At 41.3% G+C, this 16,654-nt stretch carries 14 protein-coding genes and 1 other annotated feature; of the genes, 4 read left to right on the forward strand and 10 right to left on the reverse strand.

Annotated features, from left to right (window positions below):
• Nucleotides 1–12: 12 nt before the first annotated feature.
• The 3 genes from NST39_RS14285 to NST39_RS14295 are packed head-to-tail and all read right to left on the reverse strand — an operon-like array spanning nucleotide 13 to nucleotide 2,630.
• Nucleotides 13–537 (reverse strand): lipoprotein YteS, encoded by a 525-nt coding sequence (locus tag NST39_RS14285; RefSeq protein WP_341028944.1) that lies wholly within the window; start codon nucleotides 535–537, stop codon nucleotides 13–15.
• Entirely contained in the window at nucleotides 534–1,646 is a 1,113-nt protein-coding gene (locus NST39_RS14290) for a glycoside hydrolase family 88/105 protein (protein WP_341028946.1), read from the reverse strand. Before NST39_RS14290 ends, NST39_RS14285 begins: the two co-directional genes overlap by 4 nt.
• A gap of 18 nt (nucleotides 1,647–1,664) precedes the next feature.
• Nucleotides 1,665–2,630: an ABC transporter permease gene (locus NST39_RS14295; RefSeq protein WP_065098637.1), complete on the reverse strand. Its 966-nt coding sequence runs from the start codon at nucleotides 2,628–2,630 to the stop codon at nucleotides 1,665–1,667.
• Between the two features lie 230 nt (nucleotides 2,631–2,860).
• On the opposite strand from NST39_RS14295, the gene NST39_RS14300 reads away from it, so the two are divergent.
• Complete coding sequence (locus NST39_RS14300; protein WP_065098638.1) at nucleotides 2,861–5,161, forward strand: helix-turn-helix domain-containing protein; 2,301 nt, start codon at nucleotides 2,861–2,863, stop codon at nucleotides 5,159–5,161.
• A 37-nt stretch (nucleotides 5,162–5,198) separates the two neighbouring features.
• Here NST39_RS14300 and NST39_RS14305 read toward each other — a convergent pair whose 3' ends face one another.
• Entirely contained in the window at nucleotides 5,199–5,570 is a 372-nt protein-coding gene (locus NST39_RS14305) for a winged helix-turn-helix transcriptional regulator (protein WP_003217763.1), read from the reverse strand.
• A 155-nt stretch (nucleotides 5,571–5,725) separates the two neighbouring features.
• Here NST39_RS14305 and NST39_RS14310 point away from each other — a divergent pair, with 155 nt between their 5' ends.
• Nucleotides 5,726–6,913 carry an MFS transporter gene (locus NST39_RS14310; RefSeq protein WP_341028951.1) on the forward strand — a complete coding sequence of 396 codons (1,188 nt, stop codon included), beginning with the start codon at nucleotides 5,726–5,728 and terminating at the stop codon, nucleotides 6,911–6,913.
• 12 nt (nucleotides 6,914–6,925) lie between these two features.
• Nucleotides 6,926–7,765 (forward strand): aldo/keto reductase, encoded by an 840-nt coding sequence (locus NST39_RS14315; RefSeq protein WP_341028953.1) that lies wholly within the window; start codon nucleotides 6,926–6,928, stop codon nucleotides 7,763–7,765.
• 45 nt (nucleotides 7,766–7,810) lie between these two features.
• Here NST39_RS14315 and NST39_RS14320 read toward each other — a convergent pair whose 3' ends face one another.
• From NST39_RS14320 to NST39_RS14345, 6 genes are all read right to left on the reverse strand, one after another.
• Nucleotides 7,811–9,310, reverse strand: a complete 1,500-nt coding sequence (locus NST39_RS14320; RefSeq protein WP_341028954.1) for an extracellular solute-binding protein — start codon at nucleotides 9,308–9,310, stop codon at nucleotides 7,811–7,813.
• A gap of 25 nt (nucleotides 9,311–9,335) precedes the next feature.
• Nucleotides 9,336–10,196 carry a carbohydrate ABC transporter permease gene (locus NST39_RS14325; RefSeq protein WP_087976618.1) on the reverse strand — a complete coding sequence of 287 codons (861 nt, stop codon included), beginning with the start codon at nucleotides 10,194–10,196 and terminating at the stop codon, nucleotides 9,336–9,338.
• A 219-nt stretch (nucleotides 10,197–10,415) separates the two neighbouring features.
• Nucleotides 10,416–11,168 carry an NAD-dependent epimerase/dehydratase family protein gene (locus tag NST39_RS14330; RefSeq protein ID WP_065098643.1) on the reverse strand — a complete coding sequence of 251 codons (753 nt, stop codon included), beginning with the start codon at nucleotides 11,166–11,168 and terminating at the stop codon, nucleotides 10,416–10,418.
• 46 nt (nucleotides 11,169–11,214) lie between these two features.
• Nucleotides 11,215–12,117 carry a dienelactone hydrolase family protein gene (locus NST39_RS14335; RefSeq protein ID WP_111911352.1) on the reverse strand — a complete coding sequence of 301 codons (903 nt, stop codon included), beginning with the start codon at nucleotides 12,115–12,117 and terminating at the stop codon, nucleotides 11,215–11,217.
• A gap of 130 nt (nucleotides 12,118–12,247) precedes the next feature.
• A complete protein-coding gene (gene leuS / locus NST39_RS14340) occupies nucleotides 12,248–14,662 on the reverse strand; it encodes a leucine--tRNA ligase (RefSeq protein WP_065098645.1) in 2,415 nt (804 codons plus the stop codon).
• Nucleotides 14,663–14,759: 97 nt separating this feature from the next.
• Nucleotides 14,760–14,981, reverse strand: a binding site (T-box leader).
• 103 nt (nucleotides 14,982–15,084) lie between these two features.
• Entirely contained in the window at nucleotides 15,085–15,414 is a 330-nt protein-coding gene (locus tag NST39_RS14345; protein ID WP_223250657.1) for a DUF4257 domain-containing protein, read from the reverse strand.
• 425 nt (nucleotides 15,415–15,839) lie between these two features.
• Here NST39_RS14345 and NST39_RS14350 point away from each other — a divergent pair, with 425 nt between their 5' ends.
• Entirely contained in the window at nucleotides 15,840–16,643 is an 804-nt protein-coding gene (locus NST39_RS14350; protein ID WP_341028957.1) for a PAS domain-containing protein, read from the forward strand.
• The last annotated feature ends 11 nt before the right edge of the window (nucleotides 16,644–16,654 follow it).

Here is a 16,654-nt window from a genome sequence, read left to right on the forward strand (position 1 = left end):
CCACCCCTTTTTCTATCGATTTTCACGAAGCTGTTTCATGAGAGACAGCGCCTCTTTGGACTTGTCTGCATACACGGGAATAAAAGCGACCATATCTCGATGTAATCGAAAGGTATAGCCATTTAGCTTTTTCGTGCCTTTACTAACTTGAACCGCATAATCAACCGTTTTCCCTGTCTTTTGGTTCTCGACCGTATATGGCCCTGCCGCTTGATCATCAATGCCCATTTCTTCAAGTAACTGAAAGCTTTCAGGATCATCATACGTTCGAAACATTTCTTCCGGGACAAGCATGATATCCCCCTCTTTTGCGGTAATTTCAACAAGAAGTTTTTCAGGAATCGCGGGAAAGATGTGGACGCTATACGTTTCTTGGTCCGTTTGAAAAGCCTTCTCGACTAATTGATCCTTCATCCCCTTTGACATGTCAGAAAAAATCAGAACATCGATACCGTTTGTTTTCCCATGACAGGCTGACAAACAAAAGGCAGCGATGAAGCTGATGAGCCATGCAGCAACCCTTTTTTGCCTCTTCATGCCTTTTGAAAAACAGGCAGCTTCTCTAGCTCAGTTAACGCCATAATAAAAGCGCCTGCCCCGTGCAAATCATTTGTACTTCTCTCTCTACCGACGTAGTAATCATAAAATCCAGCGGATGTTCCGATACATATATCATTGATGGTAAAATCACCGTTTTCTGTCTCAGCCGTCTTATGCTGAATTAAGCCTTGATATGCTTTCACCACATGATCAGCGTAGCGGAGGCTGACATACCCTTCGTTCATGGCTTTTGCCATGGCGTACATGAATAAACACGATCCAGAGCTTTCAAGCCAGTTGTCGCTATGAGTACCTTTATCAATGATTTGATGCCAGAGACCTGTGTCTTGATCCTGGTACCTAGCTACACTTTCCAGCATGTGTGTCAGCGTTTCCTTCCACACCTTTCGCCCCTCATGCTGCTCTGGCAGATCCTCGATCATATCTGCTAATGCAAGGACATACCAGCCAAATGATCTTGCCCAAAACTCGGGAGAACAGCCTGTCTTTTGATCAGCCCATGGCATCACTTTTCGTTCATCCCACGCGTGATAATACAGACCTGTTTTTTCATCTTTTGTATGCTTTCTCATGAGATGCTCTTGCTGGATCACCATATCCACCAGTTCCTCTTCATCTTTCAGCTTTGCATACTTTAAGGCAAAAGGTCCGCCCATGTAGAGACCATCCAGCCACATTTGATAAGCATAATTGTCTTTATGCCAAAATCCGCCCTCAGATGTGCGATTCAATGTGCGATAAAGCCCGCGGAGCTTCTCCGCTGCCAGCACATACCGCTTCTCTCCTGTTCGTTCATAAAGAGGGAATAAAATGAGCCCTGCTTGGATCGCATCAAGCTCATCTCTCCGGAATAACAGGTTTCCATACTCATCAATGAGCGAATCTGCATAGCTTTTCACATAATTGAAATATGTCTCGTTCCCCGTTGACTCATATAGCTTCATCACACCGCAAAGAAAAACGCCTTGATGATAATGCCATCTTCCAGCTGGAGGTAGCTCGATTGGTGTATGCGCTTTCATAATTGTTTGTGCTAATTTCTCTGCATGCTCAAGTGGTGATCCCTTTTTAGTCGATAATGTCATTCTTTTTCATCTCCCTTTTTAGTAAATACCTTCTTCCCCAAATTTCTTCGCTAAACGGTTCGCCAGCATAACCAAAATGAGTCCAACGGCTGCTTTAAATAGACCAACAGCGGTACTATAGCTGAATTGCCCTTGCTTAAGACCAGCTGTATAAACGTACGTATCAAAGATTTCTGCTACTTCCCGGTTCGTTGCATTGAGTAATAAGTAGACATGCTCAAAGCCAAGCTCTAATGTGTCACCAATTTTTAAAATAAGCAGAACGACAATTACGCTTTTAATGGCAGGGAGAGTGATGTGCCACATTTGTCTCAGTCTGCCGGCTCCATCCATTTTCGCTGCTTCATATAGCTGCGGATCTACCGCTGTAATCGCCGCAAGGTAAATGATCGTCGACCAGCCTGCTTCCCGCCAAATCACTTGTAAAATGTACATCGGCCTAAACCATTCCTGACTAAGAAGGAAGTTAATCTTTTCCCCTCCAAAGAAAGCAATCAATTCATTGATTAACCCGCCATCTACTGTTAACAAAACAAAGGATAAGGACACGACAATCACCCATGACATGAAGTGAGGAATGTATATCATCGTCTGCACAAATTTCTTAAACAAGGCCAATCTGACCTCGTTTAAAAGCAAGGCCAATAAGATCGGAATTGGAAAGAAAATCACAACATTCATGGCAAATAAAATCAGTGTATTTTTTAATAAGATGAAAAATGTTGGTTCTGTAAACAATCGAATAAAGTGTTTGAAGCCAACCCACTCACTGCCAAGAATACCGAGAAACGGCTGATAATCTTGAAAGGCAATGATCAGGCCCCACATCGGCACATATTTAAAGACAAGAAAATAAATGAGCCCTGGCAAAATCATGACATACAAAAACTTTTGACTAAGCATTTGATTAAGTAAGCGCTTTCTTCTTTCTTTTTTCAAAGCTGCCGCAGGCATACCCTTGGCAATGACATCCTCTGTTTTCATAGATAAAGCCTCCCTCATGCTGATGCATGTGTTAACTGTATCTTAAGGATGAAAAATCCGTCTACAATCATATCATCAGATCATATTTACTTAGGGGAAGCTACTCAAAACGTTACATAAAACATGAGAAAATGATCCTAATCTCAGAAAATGATTATTGACAAACCTACCAGATTTTTGGATTAATAAATAAAGAGGAAAAGATTGTTCCGTTTGAAATGGGGGGTTTTATGAAAAGAAGGCAATATAAATTTTATTACAAGCTCGTCACGTTTTTTTTCATGCTTAGTACGATTCCTGTCATCATTGTCGGTATTTTTTCTTATCAGCATTCACAAAAAACAGCACTCGAAAATATCTCAAATGAAAAGCTGGACAGCGTTAAACAAACGCAATCCAATATTGAGCATATTTTAAAGACAGTTGATCATTCTCTCACTCACTATGTCAGTTCGCCGCCTCTCCTTCAAACACTGGCAGAACCTTTAAATCCAGACCAATTCCAGCTTTATAATCAAGTACAGCAGGAACTGAACTACCTGCAAACCTTTGACACCGATCTTTCCAATATTACGCTCGTCAGTAAAATGGAAGACTGGTACATGAACAATTCAGGGCTTTATCATGTCACAAGCGGAGACCAAGAGAAAGCGCTCACCTCTTACCTCAATATTCCGAGTCATTCCAGCTGGGCACTTGAAGAGAATAATCCACTTGTTGCGACAAAAGAAGGAAAGGCCTCCTTTTGCAAATACAATGTGAACTTAATCAAACAACTCCCTATGAACAGTGTCCAGAAAAAAGGGATCGCTGTCGCCAGCATTCCGAGCTGCATGATTGCTGACAATATGCCTGACTTCTCTCAATCTGACAGTATGTTTGTCATTGATACTAATGGAAAAGTGCTGCTACATAACCGCAAAGAACAAATTGGTGAATCCTTGAAAAATCAAGAGTTCGTCAAGCATGTCCTATCACGTGAAGAGCGATCAGGTCAATTTAACATGAAGATCGAGGAACTAAACTATCAAATTACGTTTCAAAAATCAGACTATAACGAATGGACGTACCTATCCTTTGTTTCCATTCCAGAACTCAAGGCACAAACGAAATCAATTGGGTGGATCACCTTTATTATCTGTTTTATTTTGTTAGCGCTTTCATTACTATTTTCATGGTTTGGGTCCAGACATTTTTATAAACCAATCCGCTTGTTATATGAGTCCTTTGCACGCAATGAATCCTTTTTGCAAAAGCAGCCTTTTCAAAATGAATTTGAGTTGATTGAGTCGAGTATTAAACAAATGAAGGATCAAAACAATGATTTAGAGGAACGTATTGAGCAGCAAGTCACGCACCTCCAGCAATACTTTATGGTGCGGCTATTGCTCGGAAAGCTGACAGAAGAAGAAATTAACAACCGGTTCCAAAGTTTAGGATTCCCTCAGGACTGGTCTCACTTATCCATGCTTGTGACCCAAATTGATACGCTAAAAGGAACACCTTATGAAAAAAAGGATGCTGACTTACTTTTATTTGCGATCAATGGACTGATTGAGCAGATTATTCCGCAAGAGGAGCACCTTCAGCCAACAGTTGTCAATCAGCATCAAACGACGATTATCCTAAATCACTCAAAGTCAGATGAAGAGTTTACTGAATATTTAAACCAATTAGCGGAAACGATTCAGCTGCGTATCGAGGAACAGCTTGGTTTATCGATCAGCATCGGAATCAGCCGTCAGTTTCAGGAGCTCACGATGGCAAAACAGGCTTACATTGAAGGAAAAGAGGCCTTAAAATACAGACTCAAAGCAGAGAAAAAGTCCATTATCTTATATGAACATATCCAGCAAGGAAAAACGTTTAAAACCCATTTTCCAAAGCAGCTGCAGCATGATTTATTTGATGCGATGAAAGCAGGTGATCAAGGCAAGGCAGATCACTATTTACATGTGCTCCTGCAATCCATTTTCTCGAAAAATGCAGGACCGCACGAGTACCATATCGCCCTCGCCCGTTTTTTAAACAATTTGATTGAGCTGATGCATTTGCTTGGCATTGAATTATTTGAGGTCGAAGACAATAAAATGCTGTATGATACGATTTTTGAATTTAAAACGTTTGAAGATACCGAAGCATGGTTGAAACATGAGATCATTCGGCCGATTATTGACCAGCTAGGTGCACGCGAGGAATCACAATACAAAAACATCTCAGAAAAGATCATCCATATCATTCATCAAGAATTCGACTCAGATCTCACATTGGATGAAATTGCCACACGCCTGCATTACAACCCAAATTATTTAAGCAGTATTTTTAGAAAGGAAATGGATATCTCCTTCAGTGAATATCTCTCATCCTACAGACACCATGTCGCCAAAAACTGGCTCGTGGAGACCGATATGTCCGTCAAAGAAATTTCGGAAAAACTGAAATATAAAAACCCGCAAAACTTCATCCGTTCCTTCAAAAAACTAGAAGGCACGACCCCTGGCAAATACCGTGACCAGAAAAAAGGCATATAAGACAAAAAGTCCCGCTCTCATAGGAAGCGGGACTTTTTTATTTAAACTGTTCATTTAAAATGCTGTCTTCTAGCACTGAAAGCGGCTCTCCGTACACACGTTCAATATGAGCTGCTCCCCAATCACATAGCGCATTCAGAATTCTTTCGAGCGACTGACCGTATTCACTTAATTCATATTCCACTTTAGGCGGCACTTGCTCATACACAATCCGGTTGATCACCCCATCACTTTCAAGCTCTCTCAGCTGTTGTGTAAGCATTTTTTGTGTGATGTTTGGCATGAGTCGCTTCAATTCACTTGTACGTTTTTTCCCATGTGTTAAATGACATAAAATCACGCACTTCCACTTTCCGCCAATGACCTCAAGGGTCGCTTCCACGGAGATATTATATTTTTTCTTTTCCATTAAATCCTCACTCCTCTTTATACGAACAGGCACTTTTTAGTACCTATATTACAAAAAAGTACGTACTTTTTTTTTCGTCATCCATGTTAGATAATAACTCTTGCCGATCGGCTTCGTCTATCAAAATGTCATCACAGAAGGATGTGAACTGATTCATGAAGAAAAAACAAAACTACTTTGCCCTTCTCGCACTAGCTATTAGTGCTTTTGCTATAGGAACCACTGAATTTATTAGTGTCGGTCTTTTGCCAATGATTTCGGAGGACTTTGGAGTGAGCGTCAGCCAGGCGGGCTGGACCGTCTCTTTATATGCACTTGGTGTGACATTCGGCGCGCCTATTTTGACTTCTCTGACTTCAACGATGAAAAGAAAAACATTGCTTTTGCTCATTATGCTCGTCTTTTTGATTGGAAATACACTTGCCACGATGGCTCCGACCTTTTCAGTACTTTTAATCGGACGGATCATTTCAGCCTTGTCCCATGGAATCTTTATGTCCATTGGCTCTACGATTGCTGCAAGCCTTGTAGTGAAAGAAAAACGGGCAAGCGCGATTGCCTTTATGTTCACTGGTTTAACAGTAGCGACTGTGACGGGCGTGCCATTCGGGACATTTCTTGGTCATGAGCTCGGCTGGCGGACATCATTCGGTGTGATTGTCATTATTGGTATGATCGCACTAATATCTAACTATTTTCTTGTTCCATCTCAATTAAAGCAAGGCGTGAAAACATCATTTAAGGATCAAGCTGTTTTATTAAAAACAAAAAGAATCTTGCTTCTATTTGTCATTACAGCAACAGGATACGGAGGAACCTTTGTCGTCTTTACGTATTTATCCCCTCTCTTACAGCATGTGACAGGTCTTGCGCCTGGGGCGGTGGCATTGATCTTGCTTTTATACGGGATCACGATCGCAGCTGGAAATGTCATTGGCGGAAAGGCTGCTAATGAGCAGCCAATGAAAGCACTGATTTACATGTTTATCATCCAAAGCATCATTTTGTTTATCCTTAGCTTGACTGCTGGATTTACGGTGCTAGGCATCACAACCGTCATGCTGATGGGACTGTTTGCTTTCATGAATGTACCAGGGCTTCAAGTAGCTGTCGTTGATTTTGCAGAAAGATACACACCTGGAGCAGTCGACGTCGCTTCCGCTATGAATATTGCTGCCTTTAATGCTGGTATCGCCATCGGCTCATTTTTAGGCGGCATCGTGACAGATATTCTTGGGCTTGTGCATACAGGCTGGGTCGGCGGTATCATGGTCCTCATCGCAGCGATTCTCACGATGATTAGTTTTCGAATGGAACAACAAGAACAAAATCAAACCATCTAAGGAGTCTTCAATATGAATCATTTACAAAGTACAAAAACATTAAACAATGGGGTCCACATGCCAGGATTTGGTCTCGGTGTATTCAAGGTTGAAGATGGTGCAGAATTAATAGACGCCGTCAAAACAGCCATTCAAATAGGATATCGCAGTATTGATACAGCGGCTATTTATGGCAATGAGGAATGGGTTGGACGAGGCATACAACTTGGTCTTGCAGAAACAGGACTGCGCCGCGAAGACCTCTTTGTGACATCAAAAGTGTGGAATGCCGATTTAGGATATGAATCCACTCTACAAGCATATGAGGAAAGCTTGAAAAAACTTCAGCTTGACTACTTGGATCTATATTTAATTCATTGGCCGGTTGAAGGAAAATATAAAGACGCTTGGCGTGCGCTGGAAACCTTGTATCGTGAAGGAAAGGTTAGAGTCATTGGTGTGAGCAACTTCCAGCCGCATCATCTAGACGAACTATTAAAAGATGCAGACATCATACCAGCCATCAATCAAGTCGAGTTTCACCCAAAACTAACGCAGGAAGCACTCTATACGTATTTGAACTCTCGCGGCATTCAAATGGAAGCTTGGTCACCGCTCATGCAGGGGGAACTGCTTCATCATCCGGTGATCAAAGAACTCTCGGACACATACGGCAAAACACCTGCTCAAATTATTTTGCGCTGGGATGTGCAAAAAGGCGTCATTACCATTCCAAAATCAACGAAAGCGCATCGTTTAAAAGAAAATGCAGATATATTTGATTTTGTCTTATCTGATGAGGATATGAAACGTCTTTCTGACTTAAATGAAAACAAACGGATCGGTCCAGACCCAGACAACTTTGATTTTTAATAAAAACACCCCCGCTCTTTAACTGTGCGGGGGTGTTGATGTTGATCATTTTGATTTTTTAAAGGAAGCTTCATATTCTTCTATGATTTTATGACCACCATTTGATTTCCACTTCTCTACATCTTTCTTAAATTGATCTTCACTGATGTCTCCAAGAATGAACTTATAGGTCGCATCATCGATGATTTTTTTCAATTCATTTCCTCGTTCTGAGGCTGTTTCTGAATACAGGCTTTCAGCAGGGTTGGCGACGATGATCTTTTGATTGTCTTCTTCTAGCTCTTCATATTTTGTACGAACGGCATCCCCTTTATTTTTCAAGTAACGTTTATCAATGCCTACTAGACTGACAAGCGGCTGTACATCTGTCTGCCAGCTTTTCACTTGGCTTTCTTCCCTGACAAATGTATTCCCTTCTTCTTTCTTATAATGCTCACCATCTATACCGTACGTCATGAGACCATAGACATCTTCTTCTGCAATGCGATCAAAGAAGGCCAAAATTCGCTTTAATTCTGCCTCTGATTTCACGCTTGTTTTAGGGAATGCGAAGATGCCATTATGACCACCTGATGCCCACACCCGTTCTTTGCCATCTGGACCTTTGATTCGGTTCAAGATATCGACTTTCATGTTTTTATCTGTCGCGTCATCTCTCAAGTTCACAGCATCAACCATATTTCCAACATAGATTCCTGCTTTTCCTTGTGAGAATAATTCCTGCTGCTGTGTTTTGCTTGTCACAGGGAAGTCTTTGTTGATATAGCCATTATCACGCAGTTTTTTCATGTAATTCATCGTATTCATGTACTCATCTGTCATAAAGTCTGGCGTGAATTTGCCGTTTTCTTCTTTCCAGTCTGTTGGCATTCCCTCATATGAACCAAGTGTTTTAAATGCGCCATAAATCAAATCGTTCCGATCCGTAAAGCCAATTGTATCCGCTTTTCCGTTTTGATTCGGATCTTTTTCAGTAAAGGCTTTCGCTACCTCATAAAGATCATCTAAGGTTTTTGGTGTATCCAAATTTAAATTTTCAAGCCAATCCTTTCGAATGACAATTCCTTGTCTTGAAAGTGGTCTCTCTCTATAAATGCCATAAAGCTTACCGTCTATAGAGGCGTTTTTATTAATCAGTTCGTTCATCTTACTTAAATTTGGATAATCCTTTAAATACGGACCGACTTCCCAAAACATACCTGATCTGAACGCATTAATAGCAGACGAATTCTTAATGTCTTGAATCGTCACAATCTGCGGCAAATTCCCGGCGGCAAGTGCAGAATTTAACCGGTCTTCCTTCACAGCATCCGGCACCCACGTAATATCAAGTTCTGTATTTGTGAGCTTCTCAATCTCTTTTAAAACCGAATCTTTCGGCGGCTGCTGATGATACAAAATGGCCATCCATGTCATCTTCACTTTTTTGTCTAAATCAACCTTTTCATCTGATGAACTTGTTCCTTTGCTTGAACATGCGGATAGAATACCGCTTGCTGCAAATAACAGGACAAACGCAATCAACCATAATTTCTTTCTCCCCATAAGATCCCTCCGTTGTTCCTTTTTTTTAACCTTTTACAGAACCTAGTAATGCCCCTTTGTTGAAATGCTTTTGAATAAATGGATAGACAAGCAGAACGGGAATGGTGGCTACCACAATGACAGCCATTTTAATCGTTTGGTCTGGCGGTGGTGTGGATGATCCCATATCCGACATATCCCCTTGCATTCCGCTCGAAACAATGACAATCTGCCTTAGAAGTACCTGAATCGGCCATTTCACTGAATCATTTAAATACAGGATGGCGGTCATGTACGTATTCCAATACGTCACGGCATAAAAAAGTGAAATGGTCGCAATAGCTGGCAAAGAAAGTGGCAGCACAATTTTAAAGAAAATCCCTAAATCGTTACAGCCATCCATCTTTGCTGATTCCTCAAGGCTTGCCGGAATGTTTTGAAAGAAGTTTTTCAAAATGATCAAATTGAACGCATTGATCGCAACCGGTAGAATCAGTGACCAATAGGTATCAAGCAGACCAAGTGTTTTCACCACAATAAACGTCGGAATCATGCCTCCGCTAAATAGCATCGTGAAGACAACGAGAAACATCAATGTTCTCCGGCCTTTTAACTCCTGACGAGACAGCCCATATGCCATGAGTGAGGACAAAAACATGCTGACAGCTGTTCCAACGAGTGTCACAAGAATGGACACGATAAGGCTGCGGTACACAATATCCGTAGAGAAAATATACCGATAGGCCTCTAAAGAAAACGTGGTCGGGAACAAGATAAACTTCTTCGTGATGACCTCTTCTACTGTAGCAAAAGAGGCTGCAATGACATGGATGAACGGAAGCACACATATTAATGCGAACATGAGTAGAAAAGAGTAATTAAATAAGTTGAACAATCGGCCTTTAATAGAACGATCTATGTTCATCACACCCTTTCTTTGAAAGCGTTATCATTTTATCCGAAAATAAGCTGCAGCCTGTGACGATATCGTGATTAAAATGTAACAAATGGGGGAAGAAAGCGTCTATAATCATCTTGACAGTCCAACTGGGTCGATCCTGTCAGTCGTGCTTTTATGCTCATGAAACAAAAGAATAAGATCATCAGCTAATGACATGATTATGCCCTACGCCCGATCATTTTCTTCAAGGATTTCCGTCGTATTCACATCAGGTCTGTAGCCTAACTCCTGCTTCGTGTTTTCCGTAGACCAAGGCTTTTCTTCGTTTTCTGATACGGCATAATATGTCCCAAAGGGAACGGCCGTTTCAATCGCTGCCTTTATCATCCCTGCTAGATCTTCATGTGAAAGAAGTGTTCGTTTCGTCCGTTCTTTCTCGTGTAATGCCTCCATCTCATCTGTCACAACCGTTCCAATCCGTAAATTGATAACAGACATTCCCGTTTGATCATGGAACAGACGGCCTAGCTGTTCAGAAGCAAATTTTAAAATGCCATAGACATTTTTAGTCGCAGGTACATCGTTTGTTGTAATATGTCTCCCTAGTAAGGAGCGTCCATCTTTTTCATAACGATCAGTCACGTGATTGCTGCTTGCAAAAATGACTTTTCGTATGCCGAGACTTGTAGCTGATCGAAACATAGAATAAGAGCTCCTCCAAAAAATATCATTCATTTTTTCAAACTCCTCATGATTCATCACATCATGCGTCATCTCCATGTTTAAAAGGTGTATGATGACATCTGTATCTCGCGGAATCGCCTCATATAATTCCTGTTCATTCGTTGCATCTGCAATAATAACTCCTTTTACACAGCTCGCTTGATCAATAATGGTGATCTCATACTCAGAAGAGAGCGTTTTTGTTAAAATACGGCCGATCACACCGCACCCGCCAATGATCGTGATCTTCTTCATGTGTCTCCTCCTTTCTAATGACGTAGTATGTCCAAGCCTTTATAGATTACAGCCATTTTTTTAAGAATCGAGTGGCCTCGTGACGCATAGCGGCTGTTTCAAAATGACCTGCATGAAGACCAACAAGCTGATACCGTTCTTTTAATGAAGCCGCTTGATAAGTTTGGCTCAATCCCTTTTGAATGCGTGCGACGCCTTCAGCAGGTGTGAGTGGATCAAGTTTTCCAACTAAGCTTAAATGCGGCCTTGGAAAAATCATTGCTTGAATATCAGCTGCCGTAAAGTGCTTTGCTAAGCTTGGTACATAGTAATAAAAGCCATGCCTGTCTAAATTGTTCGTTTCAATTAATGTGTGGTGATCGACCTGTGCACAAAGATCAATACACACACTGACCCTCTCATCAAGCGCAGCCGTCCACCAGGAAAGAAGCCCGCCCATTGACATTCCAAAAACAGCTAACCGGTCCGGCAGCACATCAGGTCGAGACAGCACATAATCAATTGCACACATGCTTTCATACAGCATCATGCCCCACATCACTTTCCCTGTTAAAAGCATTTCCTTAAAAATTTCACTTTCGGTTCTTCCTCTTCTCTCACCAAATCCTGCATGATCAATAGCCAGGACACTATAGCCTTTTGAGGTGAACTCTTTCGCATATGAAGGCTCTTGCAAATAATGAGCACCCTTGATGAGCTCTTCCTTCCCATCGACGTAGTTCCCACCATGAGAGTGCTGAAAGAGCACAACGGGTCTTTTTTTCACCGTATCCTTCGGCTTCACAAAATAAGCGGGCACTTCCTCCACACCATGAATTGAAAGAATGAGTGTTTCGACTACGTACGATTCACGATCCTCGATCTTTAACGTATATGCCTCCACGCGATGGCGTTCTGGCATTTCTCCTAACAGACTGAGCAGTTGTTCACGTTTGCTTTCCTTTTCCATTGACGTCACTCCTCCTTTTGTTGATCATCTGTTAACATACGAGATCGATAGTGCAATCACCTTGTTTTCGACAAAATTATGTCCCGGGAAATAAGGAACACCCACCGGTTCATACCGATGGGTGTCATCACTAATTCGCAACAATATTGACAAGCTTCCCAGGAACCGCAATCACTTTGCGAATGGTTTTCCCTTCAAGCTGTTCTTTTACACGTGCATCATTTTTCGCAAGCTCTTCTAACTGTTCTTTTGTTGCATCAGCAGGAACGGTTAATTTTGCTTTCACTTTCCCATTCAATTGTACGACAATTTCTACTTCATCGTCGACAAGCTTTGACTCGTCATATTGCGGCCATGCTTCATAAGAAATAGACCCTTCATGACCAAGTTTATTCCAAAGCTCTTCCGCTACATGCGGTGCAATTGGAGAAAGTAGTTTCACAAAGCCTTCTGCATATTCTTTCGGAAGTGTATCAGCCTTGTAGGCATCATTGATAAACACCATTAATTGTGAGATCCCTGTATTGAAGCGCAGGCCTTCATAATGGTCTGTTACCTTCATCACGGTTTCATGATAGCTTCGTTCTAATGCGCCTCCAGTTTGCTCCGTTACTTTATCACTGATTGTGCCATCTTCATTTGTGAATAGACGCCATACACGATCAAGGAAACGGCGAGCGCCATCAAGTCCTGTTTCAGACCAAGCGATTGATGCATCTAAAGGTCCCATGAACATTTCATAAAGTCGTAATGTATCCGCACCATGAGATTCTACGATATCATCTGGATTGACGACATTTCCTTTTGATTTACTCATTTTTTCATTATTTTCCCCAAGAATCATTCCTTGGTTGAACAATTTCATGAAAGGTTCTTTTGTCGGAACAACACCGATATCATACAAGAACTTATGCCAGAAGCGTGCATATAGAAGATGAAGTACAGCATGTTCTGCTCCGCCGATATATACATCAACAGGAAGCCATTTCTTTAGCTTCTCAGGAGATGCAAGCTCTTCTGAGTTATGCGGGTCAATATAACGTAAGAAATACCAGCAGCTGCCTGCCCATTGCGGCATTGTATTGGTTTCACGGCGTCCTTTTTTACCTGTAACAGGATCGACAACCTCAACCCAATCTTTAATATTGGCTAAAGGTGATTCACCTGTACCACTTGGCTTAATCTCAGTCGTCTTAGGCAAAATCAGTGGAAGCTCTTCCTCAGAAACAGCTGAAGAAGTTCCATCCTCCCAATGAATAATTGGAATTGGCTCACCCCAATAACGCTGGCGGCTAAATAGCCAGTCTCTTAAACGATAAGTGACTTTCTTTTCGCCTTTTTGATGTTCTTCCAGCCATGCAATGACTTTTTCAATCGCTTCTTCTTTTCCTAATCCATCGAGGAAATCAGAGTTAATGTGTTTTCCATCACCTGTGTAAGCTTCTTTTTCAATGTCTCCGCCTTCGACAACTGCCTTGATTGGCAGATCAAATGTTTTGGCAAATTCATAGTCACGCTCATCATGGGCAGGTACCGCCATAATCGCGCCTGTTCCATAAGTAGCCAGCACGTAATCTGCAATCCAGATCGGCATCTTTTCACCATTTAATGGATTGATGGCATAAGCGCCTGTGAAAATACCCGTCTTCGTTTTTGCAAGATCTGTCCGCTCTAAGTCGCTCTTAGATTGAATTTCTTTCATATATGCTTCGACTGCTTCTTTTTGAGCAGCTGTTGTGATTTTTTCAACAAGTGCATGTTCTGGTGCAAGTACCGCATAGGTTGCACCAAATAATGTATCAGGACGCGTTGTAAATACAGTAAACTGTTCATCATGTCCTTCTACTTCGAAATGAACATGTGCACCTTCTGAACGTCCGATCCAGTTACGCTGCATATCTTTAATGCTTTCAGGCCAATCAATGTCTTCTAAATCTTCTAACAGCCTGTCCGCATATGCCGTAATCTTTAGCATCCATTGCTTCATCGGACGTCTTTCAACCGGATGCCCTCCGCGTTCACTTTTTCCATCAATGACTTCTTCATTTGCAAGGACTGTGCCAAGCGCTGGGCACCAGTTCACTGGTACTTCATCGATATACGCCAATCCCTTTTCGTACAATTTCAAGAAAATCCATTGTGTCCATTTATAATAATTTGGATCAGTCGTGTTGATTTCTCGATCCCAATCATATGAGAACCCTAGTGATTGAATTTGGCGGCGGAAGTTATTGATGTTCTCTTCTGTAAAGACCGCCGGATCATTCCCTGTATCTAGTGCATACTGTTCTGCTGGAAGACCAAATGCGTCCCATCCCATTGGATGAAGAACATCATATCCCTGCATACGTTTCATGCGTGATAAAATATCCGTTGCTGTGTAGCCCTCAGGGTGCCCGACATGAAGTCCTGCTCCTGATGGGTATGGAAACATATCAAGTGCATAGAACTTTGGTTTATCTTCCGAGTCAGATGTGGCGAATGTTTTATGTGTCAGCCAATAATCCTGCCACTTCTTTTCAATTTCCCGATGCTGAAAACTCAATGTGAAAACCTCCTTTAATATGTACGGCTGTATCTGCTCAGATGACCACTGCAAGAATTCAGATTTTTCTAAAATCAACAAAAAACCCTCATCCCTGGAAAGGGACGAGAGATTTTTTGGTTCCCGCGGTACCACCCTTGTTAGCGTAACTTTCTGTTTGTACGCTCACTTAATATCTTTAACGCAGACATGCGACAGAAGCTTTAACGCAACTGCAACTCTGAGGCGAGTTCAGAAGCAGATTTGATTGACTTTCACCAGCCGTCAATTCTCTAAAGACAAATACTGCTTTCCTACTACTCCTCTTCACTGTTCTTATCGTAACCGTCATCTAAGTAGTATTTTATAGAATTATGATCATAAGTGCAAGCAGGTTTGTATACAATGGGAATGTACCCTAGATCAGGGTAAAGTAGAGGATATTATTCGTGTGGAGATCGGTTATGACGGTTGGAGTCTGCATTCTGTGAATGCTGTTCTCTTACAAAATCAAAGCTTCGGAGAACTGCTTCTCCTCCGTAACCTGAAATAATTGATAAGATGACCAAGTGCAGACTAGAATCGGGATTTGAGGATAAGACAAGCAGTGTAGCGGCAATCATCCCAACGAGCCAATCTTCAATAAACCCTAAATAAATAAACTTTTTTGTCATTCTGGGCTTCTCTAGCCTGCCTTTTTTCTTTACGTGACCGAGAATGCCCATGACCCCTCCAATGGCGCAAGCAATAATGACTTGTTGCAGCATTTTCATCACCTTCCTAAAGCCCTTAGAATAGTAAAGCGACTTCAGGCTGTCCAGCCCCCTGTAATGCCATTCTGCTGTTCCGTCATAATCCATGTAAAAGGTCTATTCTCTCTAACGAAGAAAAAAAGCTTGTTTCTTCCATTATATGTGAATGACCCGAAACAATCTTGATGCATTGGAATCATTTTTACCTAATTCATATTAACTATTTATGTCATTTTATGAATTATAAGCAATTGATTCCTTCTTTTTCTAAAGAAAAGTCTCCTTACTTACTATATTCTAATGGAGGACAAACTATGATGACAAATTTAACAAAGCCATTGCAATCGTTGAAACAGAACATATGTTATGTTACGTTAGTAAGGAATACCTTTGGTTGAAAAGACAACCATTTGATATGTCTGATAGCAGCAACAAAGGAGGGTAATATGGTCAGCTCGAACATCTTCGGCTTACAAAAACAGCTTGAACTCATAAAAAAAGCGTTAGATCATGCGCGGATCGGTGTTGTCATTACAGACCCTTCTTTAGAGGACAACCCTATCGTTTATGTGAATCATGGCTTTACACACATGACTGGATACAAACCAGATGAGATTCTTGGGCGTAATTGTCGATTCCTTCAAGGGAAAGACACAGATCAAAAGCAGCTCGATTTAATACGTCATGGAATACAGAATAAAACACCTATTACCACACAGCTGAAAAATTATAAAAAAGACGGTACTTTTTTTTGGAATGAACTCAATATAGATCCTCTATACATTGAACAAGATGATAAAACATTTTTCATTGGCTTTCAAAAGGATATTACGAAACAGAAAGAATATGAACAGCTCCTAGAAGATTCCTTACAGGAAGTCACCTCTCTTTCGACGCCAATCGTCCCAATCAAAAATGGTGTATCTGCTCTGCCACTCATTGGAAAACTATCTGAAGAACGCTTTGATGCAATTGTCGCGAAGTTAACTTGTATATTAGATGATTCAAAGGATGATTATTTAATTGTCGATCTTTCTGGCTTAATCGATGTCGATGATTCCGTTGCAGCACGCATTTTCAAGCTGCATTGTCTTCTTAATCTAACCGGAACCGAACTGATCATCACAGGGATCAAACCGCAGCTTGCAATGAAAATGAAAGACTTGGATACAGATTTTCAGGATACAATCACTTATTTGACGGTTAAGGAAGCAATCAAAGGATTACCATTAGCTGAAAACCCTGTGTAAAACAGGGTTTT

The organism is Bacillus sp. FSL W8-0645 (genome assembly GCF_038007905.1).
Classification (GTDB): Bacteria; Bacillota; Bacilli; order Bacillales; family Bacillaceae; genus Bacillus; species Bacillus pumilus.

What these genes read in the sequence shown, in the direction of transcription:
- NST39_RS14330 (WP_065098643.1), bottom strand. Translation starts at nt 11,168, where the DNA reads ATGAAGAAGATCACGATCATTGGCGGGTGCGGTGTGATCGGCCGTATT.
- NST39_RS14300 (WP_065098638.1), top strand. Translation starts at nt 2,861, where the DNA reads ATGAAAAGAAGGCAATATAAATTTTATTACAAGCTCGTCACGTTTTTT.
- NST39_RS14285 (WP_341028944.1), bottom strand. Translation starts at nt 537, where the DNA reads ATGAAGAGGCAAAAAAGGGTTGCTGCATGGCTCATCAGCTTCATCGCT.
- NST39_RS14310 (WP_341028951.1), top strand. Translation starts at nt 5,726, where the DNA reads ATGAAGAAAAAACAAAACTACTTTGCCCTTCTCGCACTAGCTATTAGT.
- NST39_RS14315 (WP_341028953.1), top strand. Translation starts at nt 6,926, where the DNA reads ATGAATCATTTACAAAGTACAAAAACATTAAACAATGGGGTCCACATG.
- NST39_RS14345 (WP_223250657.1), bottom strand. Translation starts at nt 15,414, where the DNA reads ATGAAAATGCTGCAACAAGTCATTATTGCTTGCGCCATTGGAGGGGTC.
- NST39_RS14295 (WP_065098637.1), bottom strand. Translation starts at nt 2,630, where the DNA reads ATGAAAACAGAGGATGTCATTGCCAAGGGTATGCCTGCGGCAGCTTTG.
- NST39_RS14305 (WP_003217763.1), bottom strand. Translation starts at nt 5,570, where the DNA reads ATGGAAAAGAAAAAATATAATATCTCCGTGGAAGCGACCCTTGAGGTC.
- NST39_RS14290 (WP_341028946.1), bottom strand. Translation starts at nt 1,646, where the DNA reads ATGACATTATCGACTAAAAAGGGATCACCACTTGAGCATGCAGAGAAA.
- NST39_RS14335 (WP_111911352.1), bottom strand. Translation starts at nt 12,117, where the DNA reads ATGGAAAAGGAAAGCAAACGTGAACAACTGCTCAGTCTGTTAGGAGAA.
- NST39_RS14350 (WP_341028957.1), top strand. Translation starts at nt 15,840, where the DNA reads ATGGTCAGCTCGAACATCTTCGGCTTACAAAAACAGCTTGAACTCATA.
- NST39_RS14320 (WP_341028954.1), bottom strand. Translation starts at nt 9,310, where the DNA reads ATGGGGAGAAAGAAATTATGGTTGATTGCGTTTGTCCTGTTATTTGCA.